Here is a 19,138-nt window from a genome sequence, read left to right on the forward strand (position 1 = left end):
TGAAGCGCTCAATAACCGGGAGAAGCGATCAATCCAAGTGTTGAAGCGCTCAATAACCAGGAGAAGCGATCAATCCAAGTGTTGAAGCGCTCAATAACCTGGAGAAGCGATCAATCCAAGTGTTGAAGCGCTCAATAACCAATAGAAGCGATCAATCCATGTGCTGGAGCGCTCAATAACCAGGAGAAGCGATCAATCCAAGTGTTGAAGCGCTCAATAACCGGGAAAAGCGATCAATCCAAGTGTTGAAGCGCTCAATAACCAGTAGAAGCGATCAATCCAAGTGTTGAAGCGCTCAATAACCGGGAGAAGCGATCAATCCAAGTGTTGAAGCGCTCAATAACCGGGAGAAGCGATCAATCCATGTGCTGTTGCACTCAATAAAACCGTAGAACCACCCAACCTCCAAGGAAATCCGCCCAATAAAACCCGAAAATTACATGTGAAAAACGAAGCCTACCCTCAAAGCACGCACACCTATCACCACATCCGCCCCAACACAAAAAAACCACTCACAAACTCGTAATAAAATACAATCCCGCAACAAAAAGCGTGGATCCTGTCAATCCGAATAAGAAATCCTGCCATGTGAATACGTATCGTTCGTCTTCTTTCATACTAATCCGCCCCTTTGTCGATTTCCCGGGAAATAAGAGACTTACATTTCCCAAACTAGCGTTACTACTAGAGAGTTTGGACAAAAAAATTAGATTTCAAACAACTAAATATCCTTTTCTACTACGGCTAAACGATATGAAATATGTGGGAATCCACAAAAAAGCACTCTCAAACGTTGCAAATCTCACAAATTTTGCTAAAGTTAGAGGTAGCATGCGTTTGCATATCATAAATTCGGCGAAGCACAGCAGAAAGGGATTACTACTATGTTTTTTGATTTTAAGTTTTGGCACTTTTTAACGAATCCACGCGATTTGACGAACAAGCTTCAAACGTCTGAAATGCGTGGCTTTACAAAGAGAATCTGGATTGTTTTCCTAATCGGCGTCCTGCTATTTAGTTTGCGCGAAATCTGGGGAATGGGCACGCAATCACTTACACCATTGCTCTCAACAATGACGACGACGGATTACACGCTTGCACGCTACGCTTCATTAGTCGGTACAATTATCTGGGCAATTATCTATCTGGCGTTTCATTTCTTTGGCATCGCCTACATACTTAGTTTACTGACAGGTATCCCGTTCAAAAAACTATTACCGCTACAACTACTGGTAACAGGTCTTTTACTACTTGAAAAGGCAGTTATATTCCTAGTATTTACGATGATAGGCGGCACCGCGAATGTATCGTTTCTATCATTCGGCCCACTTGCTATTACGTTTCTCGATAACTTGTACATCGTCTTCGCGTTGAACCAAATCACCATTACGACAGTGCTTATCATCGTGCTGCAATCCCGGTTCATTCGCTCCTATACAGGAATTCCAGAAAAGAGGAACCTTCTGCTTATCCTAATAGGAATCCATCTTGTCATGGCGCTCATCACCGCTGCTATTGGATTCATACCAATGGAAGGCTTGTTCAATTCCATCGTAGGAGGAGGTGCGCTTCATGAATAAATGGGTGAATATCGCGGTAGCTATCGCAGTCAGCGCATTTCTGGCCATCAACATGTATTTGTTGTTCAGCAACAAAAGTGTCATCCCTAAGGCAGTGTATGTCGACCAATATGAGCGTATGACAAGCAGTGATGTCAATGAAAAACTCGCAAAAGAAGGCTTCATCGCACCGATGGAAACCTACACCGTCTACATTGGCAATGAAGAAATCGTCGATACATGGCTTGTGAAAGAAGGCGACGCAGTCACTGTCGGAGATGATATTGCCAGCTTGCAAACAGAACGCGCAGACGGGCAACGTTCCGTATGGGAAGCAGAACGAGAGGCGCTTCTCGATCAGCAATACACATTATCCAGTACGATTTCCGAACTGGAATCGGACCGTGCAGATGCGAAATCCGATAGTTCATCGAAAGTAAACAAACAAGACAATGTCAATGAAGGAAAAGACGATAAAACCATTAAAGTAGGCCTCAATGTCGACGTTCAAGTCGATGTTGCACAAGACGGTTCTTTCGCGCAGGCAATCGGTGCTGCTGAGCAAGAACTGGCAACTGTTGAACGTAGACTTATTGTCATTGACGCACAATTAAGTCAGGATTCAGCAAATCCTTCCATCGTCAGCCCAGTCAACGGCGTCATTGCCAATGTCACGCGGCATGGTGAAAACTTAGCCGTTGATATCTACAGTTCTCAGCAAGTAATTGTCACCTATGCGAAAAATGACGAATGGCAGAAAATCGGACAAGGCGATCGCGTCCTTGCCCAAGGTGACGGCATCGAAAAAGGAACAGAAGGAACAGTCCTTTCCGTTTCAGCGGTTCCTGCGAATGACGACAAATGGCTCCAGGCATACAAGGCAATGGATTCAACAGCAGTGAAAAACCCGCTCGCTTACAATGAAATACGGATTGCCCTGGATCCCAATATCCAACAAGCACCATTCGGTACGAACGTTAACGCAATCGTTATTGTCAATGAAGCACAAGACGCTATCTCGTTGAAAGAAGACTGGCTTCTCAATAACTTTGAAGGGGTTGCAACCGTTCCGGTTATCGATAAAACAGGCCGAGCCAAACCAACAAAAATTCAAACACCATTTTCATGGAAAACACGCGCAGTCGTGTCAAATGGACTTAAACTAGGCGATATCGTCGTCTATGAACCGAATCTTGCACACTATACGTATACACCGCAACTCCTTCTGCCACTGCCGACGGATGTTCCCGGAAAAGCGGATTGGAAAGCATTCGGTTGGAAAAACTATGTGAAATATATGACTGTGAAATAACGGAAAGAGCTTCGCACCCGCGAAGCTCTTTTTTCTAATCTAGCTCCACCGCCCAGTGGCTCGGGTCATAAGCCAGCCCGAACGATGCGGTAAAAGCGCCGCTTCGTCGTTCTGTCTTATGCCTGTCGCCACTAACCCGGGCGATGTCGCTTTTTCCTAATCTAGCTCCACCGCCCAGTGGCTCGGGTCATAAGCCGGCTCAATCGTTTCGGCAAAGGGCGCCGAACGAGTTGATCCGTCTTATGCCTGTCGCGACAACTCGGGCGTTGTCGATTTTTATTAATCCAGCTCCCGCGTTTAATTCCATCCAACAAGGGTATTTCCTAAAGTAGCTAGCAAACTAGCTTATCTTAAAAACTTTAGGAGGCGTTATGAAAATGGTACAACGACATGTAGTAGGCTATTATGATACAAATACAGAAGCAATCGCCGCAATCGAAGAGTTGAAAAGACAAGGCTATAGCTCGGATGATATTTCAGTTGTCAGCAAAGATGTGGGAAATACGGATAGAATTATAGAGGAAACGGAAACCCATGCGGTGGATGGTGCTGCAACGGGGGCGGCGACCGGCGGCATGCTTGGTGGATTGGGCGGTGTACTTGCGGGGCTGGGTGCTCTGGCTATTCCTGGTATCGGTCCAATTATCGCGGCTGGACCAATCGTTGCAGGAATCACGGGAGCGGCAGCCGGTGCAGGAGTCGGCGGGCTTGCCGGAGCGTTAATCGGCATGGGTATTCCTGAAGAGGAAGCGACTCGTTACAATGACTCTTTCGAAGCAGGTAAAATACTGGTTCTTGTCGACGGAAACTACCAACGACCAGATACCTTCAAAAATACCTTTATCTGAATGAATGCCAACAAAGCCACTCAATCACATATCGAGTGGCAAGCCACAAACAAAAAGCGACATACAAAAAAGGCCATTTAGAGTTTGAAACAAAAGGTGGCGGCACGTTCGTTGTCATCAATGACTAATTAAATTGAAAGATAAGAGTTTCTGGTGCAAATGCCAGGAGCTCTTTTTTTGCTTTTAAAGGTATAACTTATGGTAGAATGGGTATACAGTAGTAGATAGGTTAAAAGAACCTTTAGAATACCAATAAGGGAAGTGTGATAGATGGATAATATAAATACAAAAGCAAATGAACTATTACAATCCAAACCAAAATATCAAAACTGGGGAGCACGGCGAGCAAAGAAAGTAAGGAAATATAAGACGTCATCCACCCCCGTAAATGACTACATCGTACTTGACTTCGAAACAACAGGACTTCGTGCAGGTGCAGACCAAATCATCCAAATCGGAGCCATCAAATACATCAATCACGAACGAACAGCGACACTTAGCACATACATCAACCCACAACGCCATATTCCGCTAAGAGTCACGCAACTTACCGGAATTTCAAATGACACAGTTAATTCGGCTCCGATTATTAACGAAAAAGTCGATACATTACTTGATTTCATCGGCGATTTACCGATCATCGCTCACAACGCTTCGTTCGACATGGGCTTTCTCTACGCTCTTGAAAACATCGAAGGCATCGAAATCCCCGAGTACACCGTCATCGACACCGTCAAACTAGCACGCAAAGTCATCACCGAAACACCCAATCACAAACTCACAACACTCACAAACTACCTGCAACTCGAACACGATGCTCACGACGCAATCGGCGACTGCCTAGCAACCGCCGCCATCTACCAATACTGCATGCATAGATATATCTGAATCTCTTTTCTAATGAAAAACTGCTAAGCCACCCAACAGGTATAGCAGTTTTTTAATGTTCAAATCTCCTACCGCCGCGCGCTCAAAGAATCCACCGAAGCGATCAAAGCATATGCCCGCGCGCTCAAAGAATCCACCGAAGCGATCAAAGCATATGCCCGCGCGCTCAAAGAATCCACCGAAGCGATCAAAGCATATGCCCGCGCGCTCAAAGAATCCACCGAAGCGATCAAAGCATATGCCCGCGCGCTCAAACATGCCGCCAAAGCGATCAATCCACCAAAACCCAAAACAAAAAGAACAAAAAACTAATTGCCAAAAACCACTATCATTCCTAGTAATGCGAACAAAAAGACAGGCAATTCTCAAATCTGCGTTTTACCCCTAATTTAGGCAACAAAACGGGGAATTGGCCCTTTTTACAAAAAGTAAAATTCGGTTTTGGCAAAAACTATATGAAATATCTGACCACTTTGATACGCTCAATACGGAGGTGATTTTCATTGATATATAAACAGAGATCCATGCCCAAAAAACTAATTGGGCAATACGCATTGATTCAACGACTACCCCCAGAACATGGCGAACTTCAAAAAATCCGGGAGCACCACAAAAATAACGAAGCGGGATTTAGCGGGGAGCGGGACTTCGATAAGCAGATGCTGGAGTTTAAGCCGAAGTATCCGCATGCAATTCTCCACGACATCTGCCTAAAACAAGACGGGGTTTTCTTCCAAATGGATTCCATTCTCATCACTCCGGCATCCATTATCATTTTTGAAGTGAAAAATTTTGGTGGCAAAATCGTCGTCAAATCAAACCCGACCCAATTCATTCTCGAATACTCCACAGGCGAAAGAAAGGTCATGAGAAGCCCGATAACTGAGCTCGACCGGAAAATTTTTTTCCTATTGGAATGGCTAAAGCAGCGGAAAATCAGTATCCCAATCGATGGCATTGTCAGTTTAGCCTTCACGAATGAATTAAACATGGAAAAACCCCCTGAAACAAAAGTCATTTTCACGTATGAAACGCCTAATTTCCTAAGAACCTTGCAGATTAACAAAGAAATCCTCGGAAGAAATGAAATCAAGAAATTAGCACTCGAATTAAAAAGGAATCACCAAGAATACAACCCATTTCCCATGACGAAAACGATGAACATCCCATGCACACACATTCTTTCCGGAGTCATATGTCCATCCTGCAATCATCGAGGAATGCACTGGGCAAAGAAAAAATGGAACTGCCGAAAATGCGGCCACACCGGAACCCAAAATCATATAAACGCACTCGCAGACTGGACCTATCTCATCGAAGACAAAATAACAAACAAAGAGTTTAGGAATTTCACACAACTGCAAAGCCATCACGTAGCAAAAAGGCTCCTAGCGAAATCAAACCTAACACTCCGCGGCAAGGGAAGTGGAAGCTATTATGTAAAAAATCATGAAACCTAAGGGTGAGAAGAAACACTTCACGAAATTTGAAGTGTTTTTTTATTGGAATTAAATCCCGAGACCACCGCGCGCTCAAAGACTCCATCGAAGCGATCAATCCACCCGCCCGCGCGCTCAAAGACTCCATCGAAGCGATCAATCCACCCGCCCGCGCGCTCAAAGACTCCACCGAAGCAATCAATCCCCACATCACTCTCGAAAATCCATCCCCAAATTCCCCAACCAATCCTGTATAATCAACCAATACATACAACCCACCAAAAAATCACAAAAATCCAGAAAGGAGCAAAATCCAAATGCCTAAAACCCAAACGAACGCACCACCAACCAACCATCAACAACCACCAACCGATCCACGCTTCAAAATCGCACATCGCGAAGCGCTCATCGGCGTCGCATTAGCCATCTTCAACTTCATCTGGTGGTTCGGCTTCGCCTACGGACTCGGCTCACGCCCACCCGAAGAATATACATACACATTCGGCTTGCCCGACTGGTTTTTCTATAGCTGCGTCATCGGTTTCATCTTAATGTCCGTACTCGTCATCATCATCGTGAAGTTTTTCCTAACAGAAGTCTCATTTGAAGACGAACAACAAAAAGAGGAGGGGACCCCCTCATGAACATCGCCGTCATCATTCCATTAGTCGTTTTCCTGATCGCCATATTCGCAATCGGCTTCATCGCATCCAAAAAAATGAACTCTAGCGCCGGCTTCCTACAAGACTACTTCCTTGGCGGACGCGAACTCGGCGGCTTCGTGCTCGCCATGACCATGGTCGCAACATACGGCAGCGCATCCAGTTTCCTCGGAGGTCCTGGAACCGCCTACACAGTCGGCTTCGGCTGGATTTTGCTCGCCATGTCACAAGTCGTCACCGGCTATTTCGTCCTGCTGATCCTAGGTAAAAAATTCGCCATACTTGGCCGCAGATACAATGCCATCACCATGATTGATTTCCTAAAAGCCCGCTACAATAGTCCGGCAGTTGCGATACTGGCAGCCATCGCCATCATCATTTTCCTATTTTCCGCCATGACCGCACAATGGGTCGGCGGCGGGCGGCTCATCGAATCGCTCACCGGCATGCAATACACGACGGCGCTTTTCATTTTCGCGATTTCCGTCCTCGTCTACGTTACAATCGGCGGCTTCCGCGCAGTCGCCCTCACCGACGCGGTCCAAGGAGCCGTAATGGTCGTCGGTACACTCATCCTGCTCATCGGCGTCATCATCGCAGGTGGGGGAGTGCCAGCTATCATGCAAGACTTGTTGAATGAAAACCCGCGTCTCGTCACGCCATTCGGAGCGGACGGCAGTCTATCCGCCGCCTACGTATCATCTTTCTGGATACTCGTCGGCGTCGGCGTAGTCGGCCTCCCGCAAATGGCCGTCCGTGCAATGAGCTACAAAAACGCGCGCTCCATGCACCGCGCGCTCATAATCGGCACAATCGTCACCGGCTTCATCATGCTCAACATGCACTTGATCGGCATATTCGCGCGTCCCATTTTACCCGGCATTGAAGTAGGCGACAAAGTCATTCCGCTAATCGCACTTGACGTCCTGCCACCATGGCTAGCAGGCATCGTCCTCGCAGCACCCATGGCCGCCATCATGTCAACCGTCGATTCGCTGCTCCTACTCGTCAGTTCAGCCATCGTCAAAGACGTCTACTTGAACTTCATCAAACCGGAAGCACCCGAAAAAACCGTCAAACGCCTAAGTTTCGGCGTCACAGGAATACTTGGCATCATCGTCTTCCTGCTCGCCCTGCAACCGCCTGATCTACTAATCTTCCTGAACTTATTTGCATTCGGAGGACTCGAAGCCGCCTTCATCTGGCCAGTCGTCCTCGGACTCTACTGGAAATACGGCAACAAATACGGCGCCATCGCTTCCATGATCACCGGCATCGTCTCGTACATCGCCCTACACTTCTACAACGAAGCATTCGGCAACCTACTCGGCGTACATACCGTCACATTCCCGGTTGTCCTATCGCTGATCGCCTTTATCATCGGTAGTCTTACCGTCAAACGAAAAGCCTTCATCTTTTGAAATGAAACCCCGGGCCTCTACAACCGCCTGGGGTTATCCAATTCACCATAAAGGAGCGAACTCCCATGAAAATTTGGAAAATCTACATACTACTAACAACCGCAATGCTTTTCTGGGGATTCAACCTGCCACTCCTCAAATACATGGTCACGCTCATCGGCCCCGTCACCATGTCCGGCTTTCGACTCTTACTAGCGGGCATCACCGTCTTCATCATCCTAGCAGTCCTCAAACTCATCCGGCTGCCAACCAAAAAAGAGTGGACCTATATCATCGGCGGCGCATTTCTGAACGTCGTATGCCACCATTACTTCCTCAACATGGGACTCGTACGCACAACCGGCACAAATGCAGGACTCATTCTCGGAACGGGCCCCGTCCTGACAGCCATCCTTGTCTCACTGATCCTGCGAAACTACCCATCTAAAATACAATGGGGCGGCTTTGTACTAGGCCTATTCGGCGTCGGCTCCGTCGTACTCGCAGGCGGGGGACTCGGCGGCCTCGCGCTCGGCGACATCTTCGTCTTCCTAGCCATCCTGACGCAAGTACTATCATTCCTAGTCATCGCAAAAGCCGCAAAAACGCTCGATCCGCGCCTCATGACCGCCTACATGATGGTTATCGGCAGCATCGGCCTGCTACTCATCAGCTTCATCCAAGAACCCGGCGAAATCAAAGTCTTCGCCACCGTCCCACCAAACTTCTGGTACGCATTCCTAGCAAGCGCAATCATCGGAACTGCCGTCGGACACATGCTCTACAACTACTCCGTCGGAAAAGTAGGCCCAGCCAAAGCCGCCATCTTCATCAACTTCAACACCATGTTTTCCCTAATCGGCTCCGCCATTTTCCTACACGAAATCATAACTGGCAAACACATCTTTGGCCTGATCTTCATCATAGCAGGCGTCATCCTAGGCTCCGGCGCAGCAGAAGAACTATGGAAAAAACAACACCCACCAAAAGTCGAATAAACAACCACCAGATGCATCGTCCAACCAAGGACGGTGCATTGGCATTTTGTCTCCTCGAACCTAACAACACCCAGCCCACACCAACCAAAAAAATAAACCCCAAACCCCAAGCATATACTACCAATACTCATCAAAACCCAGTAAACTAAATCCACAAGGCGGTCACAAACCCACCCACACACCCAAAACCGCCAATCATAAAGGAGGACTCTACCACCATGTCACCGTCCATCAACCCGCACGCCCAGTCACTCGAACTATCCGGCATCCGTAAAATTTCCAACCAACTCGCCAACCACCCAAACGCCATCAATCTGACAATCGGCCAACCCGATTTCCCGACACCCATGCCCATCAAACAGGCAGCCATACAAGCCATCACCCGAAACAAAACAGCCTACTCAAGCAACCCAGGCCTACTCGAACTCCGCCAAGCAGTAAGCGATTTCTTCACGAACAAATACGGCTTCACCTACGACCCGCATACAGAAATCACCATCACAAACGGCGCAAGTGAAGCCATGGACACCGCATTTCGCACCATCCTGAATCCGGGCGATGAAGTCATTGTGCCCGCACCCGCCTACACTGGCTATGTCCCACTCATCACACTTGCCGGCGCAACGCCCATCTATCTTGACACAACCAAAACTGGTCTCATCCCAGATCCCGCACAAATCGAACAACTCATCACGCCAAAAACAAAAGCAATCGTCTTCAACTACCCGTCCAACCCGACAGGCGTCACCATTCCGCGCGCTGCCATGGATGAACTCGCAGCAACACTAGCTAAACACGACATCTTCATCATCTCGGACGAAATATACAGCGAAAACACATTCGCAGGCGGCCACCGCTCATTCGCCCAATACCCGCAACTCAAAAACAAACTGTTCCTCGTTCATGGTCTATCCAAATCACACGCCATGACCGGCTGGCGCATCGGCTTCCTGGTCGCACCCGCCAAACTGATGCAGCACGCAATCACAGTCCATGCCTACAACACTATCTGCGCAAGCGTCCCGTCTCAACACGCAGCCATCAGCGCACTAACCGAATGCCCGGACACACCTGCAATCATGAATCCAGACTACATTCGACGCCGCGACTACGTCTACACCCGGCTTACCAATATGGGACTGCCTACCGTCAAACCAAACGGCGCATTTTACATCTTTCCCAACATCGGCGAATTCAACCAATCATCCGAACAATTCGCCCAAACACTACTTACCGAAGCCCAAGTCGCCGTCGTCCCAGGCACCGCCTTCACCAAATACGGCGAATGGCATATCCGAATCTCATACGCATACGCCTTTGACCAACTAGAAATCGCCATGAACCGACTCGAAAACTGGATCACCAACTGGCGCAACAACGAACGCCACATCGTCCCAGAACCACCAATTATGTAATGAACAAAGGCTCTCCAAAATGAGAGCCTATTTTAACTAATCAAACCTCCCAACGCTCATCCAAAACCCACCCCATCCCACCCAACTAATCTATTAATAGCAACCTTCCCAATACTCTGCTAAAGTAGAAATTGAATAATATACTTTCAAGGGGGTCAACACATGTCGAAATGGTCCAATAAAAAAGTTTTTATCGCTTCAACTGTTGCAACAGCAGCTGTGGCAATCACGATGGTTCCAAATGTATCCGCTAGTACCAATGGGTTCTCGGATGTATCATCCACCTATTCAGACGCGGTCGATTTCCTAGTAAAGAACGGGATTACGTATGGTACAACCGCAACTAGTTTCGGCACGACTGATTACATGAAGCGAGCCGATGCGGCAGTTCTAATCGCGCGCTCGGTTGGGTTAAAAGACGATGTTACCTACAAGGATGCAGGTTTCAAAGATGTTCCGGAACGTGCGCAGTGGGCAGTCAATGCGTTAGTGGAAAAGAAAATTTTAAGTGGTTTCAATGCAACTGAATTTGGGGCGGATGAAAAACTGACACGTAATCAGATTGCGAAAATCATCGCAAATGCGGGCCAACTAGAAATAGATGAAAAGTCGAAAACCACGCAGTTTAAAGACGTTAATGCGAACTTCGCACCATTTGTTGAAGCGCTCGTCAACGCCAAGGTTACGAAAGGTAAAACCAAGGACACATTTGGATCGTACGACTATGTAACACGCGGAGAAATGGCCCTCTTCATCAATCGGGCGCAGACTCAATTCGGGTTTATGGAGCTCCTTGTCATGCATTTAAACGACACACATGCGTATTTGGATAAATTCCCTTATATCGCAACGGCAGTGAAACAGCTCCGCTCAGAAAATGAAAATAATCTATTGCTTCACGCGGGAGACGTGTTCTCTGGTGATTTATATTTCAACGAATTTAAAGGACAAGCAGGCCTAGCACTCATGAATGAGCTCAAGTTCGACGCGGTGACGTTCGGCAATCATGAATTTGACCTCGGTTCGACTGCTGATGGACATAAAGCGCTTGCAGACTTCGTAAAAGGCGCCAAATTCCCGCTTCTTACAGCAAATGTGGACTTTTCATCAGATCCGTTATTTGACGGTATACAAACTAAAGAGGTAACTGCTTCCTATAAAAACGGACATATTTACAATGGAACAGTACTGAATGTAAACGGCCAAAAAGTGGGTGTATTTGGTCTGACAACTGAAGAAACACCGACAATCTCAAGCACGGGTGCTATCAAATTCACAAACTACATCGAGCAAGCTAAAAAATCCGTTAAAGCATTTGAAGACATGGGTGTCGATAAAATTATCGCGCTTACCCATATCGGTTACGATGATTCATTGAAATTTGATAATGATCTTGAACTCGCAAAACAAGTCGAAGGAATTGACATTATCGTTGGAGGACATACCCATTCCAATCTGAAAGAGCCTATCATCAAACTAAACCATGAGGCACCGACAGTGATTGTTCAAGCCAATGAGTACGGTAAAGCGCTTGGAACACTTGACGTCACATTTAACCAATATGGTTATATAACTTCATATAAAGGTGAATTGATTAATACAGATCATACGGCATCGAAGCCGACAGAATTGAAAGCCGACAAAGAAATGGTTGATTTGCTAGCTCCATACGCTGCTAAAATATTGAAAGTTAAAACACAGTCAATCGGAAAAGAAGCGCTTAACGCACTGGATGGACGTCGTCAGTCCGACAATGATGGAATCTCAAGCGTTCGTTACAATGAAACGAATCTTGGAAACTTGATGACGGATGCAATGCTTGCAAAAGCAAAACAAGTACAGCCGAAAACGTCAATTGCACTTCAAAACGGCGGTGGAATTCGTGCTTCAATTCCAGCGGGGGATATCACAGTCGGTAATGTGCTAAAAGCAATGCCTTTCGGAAATGCCCTAGCAATCGTAGAAATTTCAGGTGCGGATTTAAAAGCTACACTTGAACATGGACTATCGGCTGATGTACGTGAAGGCGGCGGATTAAAAGAAAACGGAGCATTTTTACACGTTGCCGGGATGAAGTACACATATGATTCCACAAAAGAAAAAGGGAAGCGACTCCAATCTGTCAAAGTGAAAAAAGACGATAAATACGTTGACCTCGTGGATACTGACATGTACTTTGTCACAACAGCGAATTTCACGGCAAAAGGCGGAGATGGATTTGAAAAATTTGCAGAAGCATATGCAGATGGTCGAGTCTCAGAACCGGGCTTCGTTGACTATGAGAACTTCATCGAATACGTGAAAACATTGGAAACTGTTGAACCTCAAGTAGAAGGAAGAATCGTTGATGTAGCCTTATCAAAAGACGGAAAATAATGAAGTCGAAAGTGGGCCGCCCGAACAGGGTAGGCCTATTTTTTCAGAGAAATTCAAGGAGCACCTTCTAAACTAATCCTTATCGCCTACCCGATACAGACATAAGTAAACACATTATTAAAAACTAGTCCAATTTGAGCCTATTAAACTGCTGATAGGTATGGTAGACTTTGGGTACTATTTGTAAAAAGGAGTTTGGAAATTGAAAAAAATCGGGCTTTTTCTCACATCATGTCTACTACTCATCTCAGTGTCCCTTCTGCCAACGAATTCAGCTTCTGCAGCAACAAACTACTCTGATATACCTGTAAAGCATCGTGCTTACGAGGAAATTAACTATCTTGCCCAAAGTAATATAACAACTTCAGATAATCCATCACGCTTTTCACCTGACGGGCATATGACGCGTGCACATGCCGCAGCCATGATCGGTAACGCGATTCAGCTGCTAGGAGACCAAAAGGACACACAATTTTCGGACGTGCCTTCTAGTAATTTCGCGTCCGGATACATTGAGGAATCAGTCAAAAGAGGAATCATCAAAGGATATGGCGATGGAACATTCAAACCTGACCAAACACTTACACGTGGTGAAATGGCCCAAATGATAAGCCGTGCTTTTGGCTATCAATCGGCAAATGTGTCGGTAGCCGCAAGAGAACTCATGGACAAAGGAATTTCAAAGGGAACAGGTAACGGCTATTTTGGGACAGGCGATAAAATGAAGCGTGGCGATTTCACGATTTTCCTTGCAAGAGCCATTAATGCTGATTTCCGTGTAGGCGAACAAGCGATTAGCTCGACTGCGATGTACGTCGATGTCAATGAAACAGAATCACTTAATATGCGCCAAGGACCCTCAACGAATTATCAGGTATCCAAAAAACTATTTACTGCCTATCCAGTTGAAGTTTTATATAAGGTTGGCGATTGGGTATTCGTAAAAGTCGACAAAGACAGCGGTTTTCTTCATAGTAATTTCTTATCGACGAACCAACCATCCGTCAGTTCTATTAAAGACCCAATCGATTTAGAAGTTGAACCGCCGATTACAGACACAAATAACGCACTGAGCAACCTTGTTGTTATCGTCGATCCAGGTCACGGAGGATCCGATCCAGGTAGTGCGGGGAATGGATTAATTGAAAAAGATGTTGTTCTTGATATATCGAAAAGAGCAAAAAGGTATTTCCAAAAAACACCGATGCAAGTTAAAATGACACGCGAAACAGATGTCTTCATACCGCTTTCCGGCCGTGTGAGATTTGCCAATGCACATAAAGGAGATTTGTTCATCAGCATTCATGCGAACGCATTCAATGGAAGTGCGTCGGGCATTGAAACCTATTATTATGGGGCTGGAAACAATCCGTACGTTGCGCAATCCAAAGCACTTGCGACATACACGCAAAAGCGGATGCTGGAAGCTTGGAAATTAGCGGACCGCAAAGTGAAACATAAATCTTTGCATGTCATCCGTGAAAATTCGATGCCAGCAACGCTAGTTGAAATTGGATTCATTGACAACAAAAAAGACAGTGCCTATATTGGATCGGCAAGCCACCGGGATGCAATGGCAAAAGCAATTTTCCTAGGCACACTAGATTACTTATACTATTACGAAGGACATAAGGAAGTAGCTTCACTTTATTCGCAATTTAACGCAAAACCTTCAGGTAAACGTCACTAACAAGTAACCAACTGGAGCCTTGTCAGAATTAACTTCTGGTAAGGCTTCTTTTAAAACGTAGCTACAGATACAATGAAAGAAAGATTGCCAGAAAGGGATGAAGTCAATGTGGAAATCGGGATTACTAGTTGTAGCTTCGTTACTCCTCATCTTCAGTTTGCAAAATGTTGCACTAGCAAATGAGGACAATGAGGAAGCGTACTTAATTGTCGAGGAAAACCAGGACCTTCTAGTTAGTTTCATGAAAGAAAATAACATTCCGATTGACAAAGTATATAGCTCCTTTTCAATCATCAGCGCCAATTTAACAAAAACAGAAATGGATCTAGTGAAATCGAAATTTCCCACCAGTAAAATTCAGTCAAACCGTACATACGAACAAAGTAAGGACACTGAACTCCAGTCCGTAAAATCGGTTCGAGCAATGGGCGAAATAACGACACCCTATGCGGGAACCGGCGTCAAAGTAGCTGTTCTTGATTCTGGAGTCGATACGGAGCATCGCGATATAAAAGTCCGGGGTGGCTATTGTTCCTTTACAAACGAGTGCGCTCCAGGCATCCCTTATGATGATGATAATGGGCATGGCACCCATGTTGCAGGAATTATTGCGGCACTTAATAACAGTACAGGCATTGTAGGCATTGCGCCGAATGTAGATTTGTACAGCATCAAAGCCCTTAATATGTTTGGCGTTGGAACCACAAACAGTTTAATAGACGGAATCGAATGGGCTATAAAGAAAAAAATAGATATTTTGAACTTAAGCATTACAACAGATCAAAATGACAATGCCCTTAAAATGGCGTTAAACGCCGCTTATCAAAAAGGGATTTTGCTTGTAGGCTCAGCAGGAAATAATGGGGAACTCGCAAACAAATCCGTCATGTATCCGGCAAAATACGATACAGTGATCGCAGTTTCCGCTGTGAATCCCAATCTAACAAAGCTAAAAGAGAGTGCCATGGGACCTGAAGTGGAAATTGCAGCGCCAGGCGGTCAAATATTCAGCACATACCCAATCGAATGGGACTTTTTCGATGGTAAAGTTGACGGCTACACGCATCTCTCTGGCACATCCATGGCTACACCGCATGTGACAGGTGTTCTAGCACTCTACAAAGAGCGTTTTCCCAGTAAAACAAATGCGGAATTACGGAATCTTATCAATGAAAACACAAGAGATTTAGGACCGCCCGGAAGAGATCCTATCTTCGGTCACGGCCTCATTCAATACGTTAAAAACTTGCCGAATCTAGTTACATTTCAAATCAAAAATAGCACAGGAAAAGTGTTTCTTACACCGACCAAACCAGGGGATATCAAGATTCAAACAAATGGGAAACAGATTAACCCGACGAACGGTCAATGGGAAGTGTACGGAGTCGCCGGCGCTAAGGAAATTGTCGTAACAGCATTGGATGCAAACGGCAAAGCGTTTACAGAAAAACAATTCATCCAATTGAAACGGCCACAATTCAAGGATGTCAACAACAGACAAAGTTTCTCAGAAGCACTTGGTTTTATGAGTAACAAAAACCAAATCAAAGGATTCAATGACGATACATTCCGACCATATTCCGATATTACACGTGCTGAAGCTGCGGCGTTGATTGGGAGAGCCCTTAATTTTTCAGCTGCACCAACAAAAACGATCTTCAAAGACGTACCGACATCGTCCTTTGCATCTGGGTATATTCAAGCGGCGGTCGACGCTAAAATCATTTCCGGTTTTTCAGACGGCACATTCCGTCCTGGCGCTTACGTAACGCGTGCTGAAATGGCAATTCTCATTTCAAAGACATTTAAACTAGAAGCAACACAGACTAAGAGTTTCACAGACGTTAACGCAGGAATGGCTGCATTCGACGCGATTAGTAAGCTCACAGCTTCAGGCGTCACAATCGGTTATTCGGATGGAACATTTAGACCCTATGACCGAATGACAAGAGCGGATTTCACCGTTTTCTCAGCAAGAGCGCAAAACGACTTTTTCAAATAAAGATACTATCAAAATGGATATTTGATTAAAAAATGCTACTAACCAGTGAAATTAAGCGAGAATTGTAATCGCCTCAATGGTAGACTCCTAGCATTGAAGACGAAGGAGGAGAAATGAATGAAACGAAAACTAGTGGCAATACTCACAGTGATCTTATTAACCCTGCCAATCGTGCCCATGCTTACGAATGCGGACGAACTAACAGGCCTTACTTTAGAAAAAGAAATGCGCGCAATGATTGAAAGAGGAATCATACAAGGGTATGGCGAAAATGATATTCGTCCAAAAGGGGAAGTAACACGAGAACAATTTGCTGCCTTTCTAGCACGAACTCTTAAACTACCGCTCACGGAAAGTAGTTTTACAGATGTAAACCCATCGACGGAATTAGCCTCATCCATTGGGGCTATACAAGTAACGGGGGTTATGCAAGGAACGACGGATAACCGTTTCATGCCAACGAAAAATATCACACGTGAAGAAATGGCACTTACAATGGACCGTGTAATAAAATACAAAAAGATAACTGTTAATCAAAAAGAAATCACATTTGAAGACGATGGGAAATTCACGCTGGGCGGTGGCTTAGAAGCCGCAAAACGACTAGCATCCATTCAAGTAATGAGTGGCGGTTCTAGTGAACTAGGTCCAGATACATTTATCTTCAAGCCGAAAGCTATTTCAACCCGTGATCAAGTAGCTGCTGTTCTCAAACGATTCATAGACTTCGTCGAAGAATATAAAGGTGAAGTACCGGATGAAGAAGAAAAGCCTACGACACCACCAGTAACAGATCCAAACAAGTTTCAGCTAGCAATTATTGAGAATAATAGTCTCGTCGTACAAGAAAAAAACTACAATACGTATACAGACGCCGTTCAAGCATTCAACGCCAGCTCAACAGCTCAAGGTATTTATCAAGGCAAAGAGCTATTACGTGTGAAAAGTGGGATGGCGTTTGCCCAAGGTCCAGTCGGCAACAACACAATCATCTACTCATCACCTAGTTTCGGAAATCAGCTTACTTATTTGGAAGCAGGCCGTGAAATGCGTATCCTGGAACATGCCGAAAAGTATATAAAGGTACAAGTAGCCGACACAGTCGGATATGTTAAACAGAGCCAAATCGATTTTGTGCCAACTGCAATCTCTGACAACCGAGATTACTATAGTGTAGATACCAATCAAGCTCTTCTCCACAATACGTACAATTATTTATCAAAATCATACGGCACATATAGCATCGGTCCAGCTCCATCATTCATGAAAAGGGGAGTCAGATACTACGCTGCGGACGGCGTTCATTTCCTTGACGGGGCAGGTAAAGCGGTGGGTACACACCATCCTTACTTCCAATTCCAATCGATTCGGACAACTACTCATTACACAGCCGAACAATTGGATGCGTATATACTAACAAAATTGGTTGAAAAGGAATCTGAGAAAGGTATTTACAAAAACGCTTCGACGAAGTCAAAACTAATTGGTCTTGGAACATACATGAAACAAATGGAAACAGAAAATCATGTCAATGCACTATTCATCCTATCAACAGCCATTCACGAAAGTAACTACGGCATGAGTAGCAAAGCCCAGGGGATAAATAATCTATTTGGCATTGGCGTGTTTGATAGCACACCAGGCGGCGGTAAGCAATATGCGAAACCCGAAAACAGTGTACTAGCATTCGTAACCCAATATGCCAATAAAAACTATGGTCCGCCAGCAGGGGCATATGCAAGAGGTGCAGTCCCTGGCAATAAAACAGCAGGATTCAATGTCCACTACGCATCCGATCCAACATGGGGCGCTAAAATCGCAGGACATATGTGGCGTATCGACCAAGCCATGGGAAGCCATGACATAAACACCTACCGACTCGCAATGACCAATCAAAGTGGACAACTCAACGTCCGAACTGAACCGGCCGTTCGTCCCGACACACTACTATTTACGTACAAACCAAGAGACCTTGGAAGAAGCGGAGAAACAGGCTACCCAGTCGCCATCATCGAACAAAAAGTAGGAAGCGACGGCTACAACTGGTACAAAGTACTCTCCGACGACATCAAAAAAGACAACACTGGAAAATACATCGAATTCGGTTGGATCCGCGGCGATCTAGTCGAAGACATCAACTAATAAAGAAAAAGGACCGTTACGAAATCGTAACGGTCCTTTTCAACGCCCAAAAAACAAGGAAAGCCATCAAAAGAAAGCTCTAAACTACTGTCAAACCCGGCCGCGCGCTCAATCAAGCACCGCCCGCGCTCAAAGAACCCCCGCCCGCGCTCAATCAAGCATCGCCCGCGCTCAAAGAACCCGGCCGCGCGCTCAATCAAGCAGCGTTCGCGCTCAAAGAATCCCCGCGCGCGCTCAATCAAGCATCGCTCGCGCTCAAAGAACCCGGCCGCGCGCTCAATCAAGCAGCGTTCGCGCTCAAAGAACCCCCGCGCGCGCTCAATCAAGCATCGCCCGCGCTCAAAGAACCCGGCCGCGCGCTCAATCAAGCAGCGGGCGGGCGCAATGCAGCGCGCCCGCGCGCGGAG

At 45.9% G+C, this 19,138-nt stretch carries 16 protein-coding genes; 13 read left to right on the plus strand and 3 right to left on the minus strand.

Going from position 1 to position 19,138, the window contains the following annotated elements; genetic code table 11:
- Positions 1–884: 884 nt before the first annotated feature.
- From FILTAD_RS01090 to FILTAD_RS01105, 4 genes are all read left to right on the plus strand, one after another.
- A complete protein-coding gene (locus FILTAD_RS01090) occupies positions 885–1,580 on the plus strand; it encodes a hypothetical protein (protein WP_124068660.1) in 696 nt (231 codons plus the stop codon).
- Positions 1,573–2,871 carry an efflux RND transporter periplasmic adaptor subunit gene (locus FILTAD_RS01095; RefSeq protein WP_124068661.1) on the plus strand — a complete coding sequence of 433 codons (1,299 nt, stop codon included), beginning with the start codon at positions 1,573–1,575 and terminating at the stop codon, positions 2,869–2,871. The genes FILTAD_RS01090 and FILTAD_RS01095 overlap by 8 nt, the downstream gene beginning before the upstream one ends.
- Positions 2,872–3,248: 377 nt before the next feature.
- Positions 3,249–3,719, plus strand: coding sequence for a general stress protein (locus tag FILTAD_RS01100; protein ID WP_124068662.1), 471 nt, complete (start codon positions 3,249–3,251; stop codon positions 3,717–3,719).
- Between the two features lie 270 nt (positions 3,720–3,989).
- Positions 3,990–4,607, plus strand: coding sequence for a 3'-5' exonuclease (locus tag FILTAD_RS01105; protein WP_124068663.1), 618 nt, complete (start codon positions 3,990–3,992; stop codon positions 4,605–4,607).
- Between the two features lie 9 nt (positions 4,608–4,616).
- Here the strand turns inward: FILTAD_RS01105 and FILTAD_RS01110 are convergent, their stop codons facing one another.
- Positions 4,617–4,976, minus strand: coding sequence for a hypothetical protein (locus tag FILTAD_RS01110; RefSeq protein ID WP_148085372.1), 360 nt, complete (start codon positions 4,974–4,976; stop codon positions 4,617–4,619).
- A 134-nt stretch (positions 4,977–5,110) separates the two neighbouring features.
- Between FILTAD_RS01110 and FILTAD_RS01115 the strand changes: the two genes are divergently transcribed.
- Positions 5,111–6,067, plus strand: a complete 957-nt coding sequence (locus FILTAD_RS01115) for a nuclease-related domain-containing protein (RefSeq protein ID WP_124068665.1) — start codon at positions 5,111–5,113, stop codon at positions 6,065–6,067.
- A 17-nt stretch (positions 6,068–6,084) separates the two neighbouring features.
- Here FILTAD_RS01115 and FILTAD_RS15725 read toward each other — a convergent pair whose 3' ends face one another.
- Positions 6,085–6,255, minus strand: coding sequence for a hypothetical protein (locus FILTAD_RS15725; RefSeq protein ID WP_160117537.1), 171 nt, complete (start codon positions 6,253–6,255; stop codon positions 6,085–6,087).
- 108 nt (positions 6,256–6,363) lie between these two features.
- On the opposite strand from FILTAD_RS15725, the gene FILTAD_RS01120 reads away from it, so the two are divergent.
- The 8 genes from FILTAD_RS01120 to FILTAD_RS01155 all read left to right on the plus strand — a co-directional run bounded on the left by FILTAD_RS01120 (position 6,364) and on the right by FILTAD_RS01155 (position 18,731).
- Complete coding sequence (locus tag FILTAD_RS01120; RefSeq protein ID WP_124068666.1) at positions 6,364–6,690, plus strand: YhdT family protein; 327 nt, start codon at positions 6,364–6,366, stop codon at positions 6,688–6,690.
- Positions 6,687–8,129: a sodium/pantothenate symporter gene (panF, locus tag FILTAD_RS01125; RefSeq protein WP_124068667.1), complete on the plus strand. Its 1,443-nt coding sequence runs from the start codon at positions 6,687–6,689 to the stop codon at positions 8,127–8,129. The genes FILTAD_RS01120 and panF overlap by 4 nt, the downstream gene beginning before the upstream one ends.
- 65 nt (positions 8,130–8,194) lie before the next feature.
- Positions 8,195–9,106, plus strand: coding sequence for a DMT family transporter (locus FILTAD_RS01130; protein WP_124068668.1), 912 nt, complete (start codon positions 8,195–8,197; stop codon positions 9,104–9,106).
- A 218-nt stretch (positions 9,107–9,324) separates the two neighbouring features.
- The gene (locus FILTAD_RS01135) at positions 9,325–10,521 is read left to right on the plus strand and encodes an aminotransferase class I/II-fold pyridoxal phosphate-dependent enzyme (protein ID WP_124068669.1); all 1,197 of its coding nucleotides are present in this window, start codon (positions 9,325–9,327) and stop codon (positions 10,519–10,521) included.
- Between the two features lie 162 nt (positions 10,522–10,683).
- Positions 10,684–12,897, plus strand: coding sequence for a 5'-nucleotidase C-terminal domain-containing protein (locus tag FILTAD_RS01140; protein ID WP_124068670.1), 2,214 nt, complete (start codon positions 10,684–10,686; stop codon positions 12,895–12,897).
- Between the two features lie 202 nt (positions 12,898–13,099).
- Positions 13,100–14,587 (plus strand): N-acetylmuramoyl-L-alanine amidase, encoded by a 1,488-nt coding sequence (locus FILTAD_RS01145; RefSeq protein ID WP_238988110.1) that lies wholly within the window; start codon positions 13,100–13,102, stop codon positions 14,585–14,587.
- 106 nt (positions 14,588–14,693) lie between these two features.
- Positions 14,694–16,589: a S8 family peptidase gene (locus FILTAD_RS01150; RefSeq protein ID WP_160117538.1), complete on the plus strand. Its 1,896-nt coding sequence runs from the start codon at positions 14,694–14,696 to the stop codon at positions 16,587–16,589.
- Between the two features lie 117 nt (positions 16,590–16,706).
- A complete protein-coding gene (locus FILTAD_RS01155; protein ID WP_124068672.1) occupies positions 16,707–18,731 on the plus strand; it encodes an S-layer homology domain-containing protein in 2,025 nt (674 codons plus the stop codon).
- Here the strand turns inward: FILTAD_RS01155 and FILTAD_RS15730 are convergent.
- Positions 18,728–19,138 (minus strand): hypothetical protein (locus FILTAD_RS15730; RefSeq protein ID WP_160117539.1); only part of this gene is annotated, 411 nt, incomplete at its 5' end. The genes FILTAD_RS01155 and FILTAD_RS15730 overlap by 4 nt on opposite strands.

Source organism: Filibacter tadaridae, from assembly GCF_900609045.1.
GTDB lineage: Bacteria > Bacillota > Bacilli > Bacillales_A > Planococcaceae > Sporosarcina > Sporosarcina tadaridae.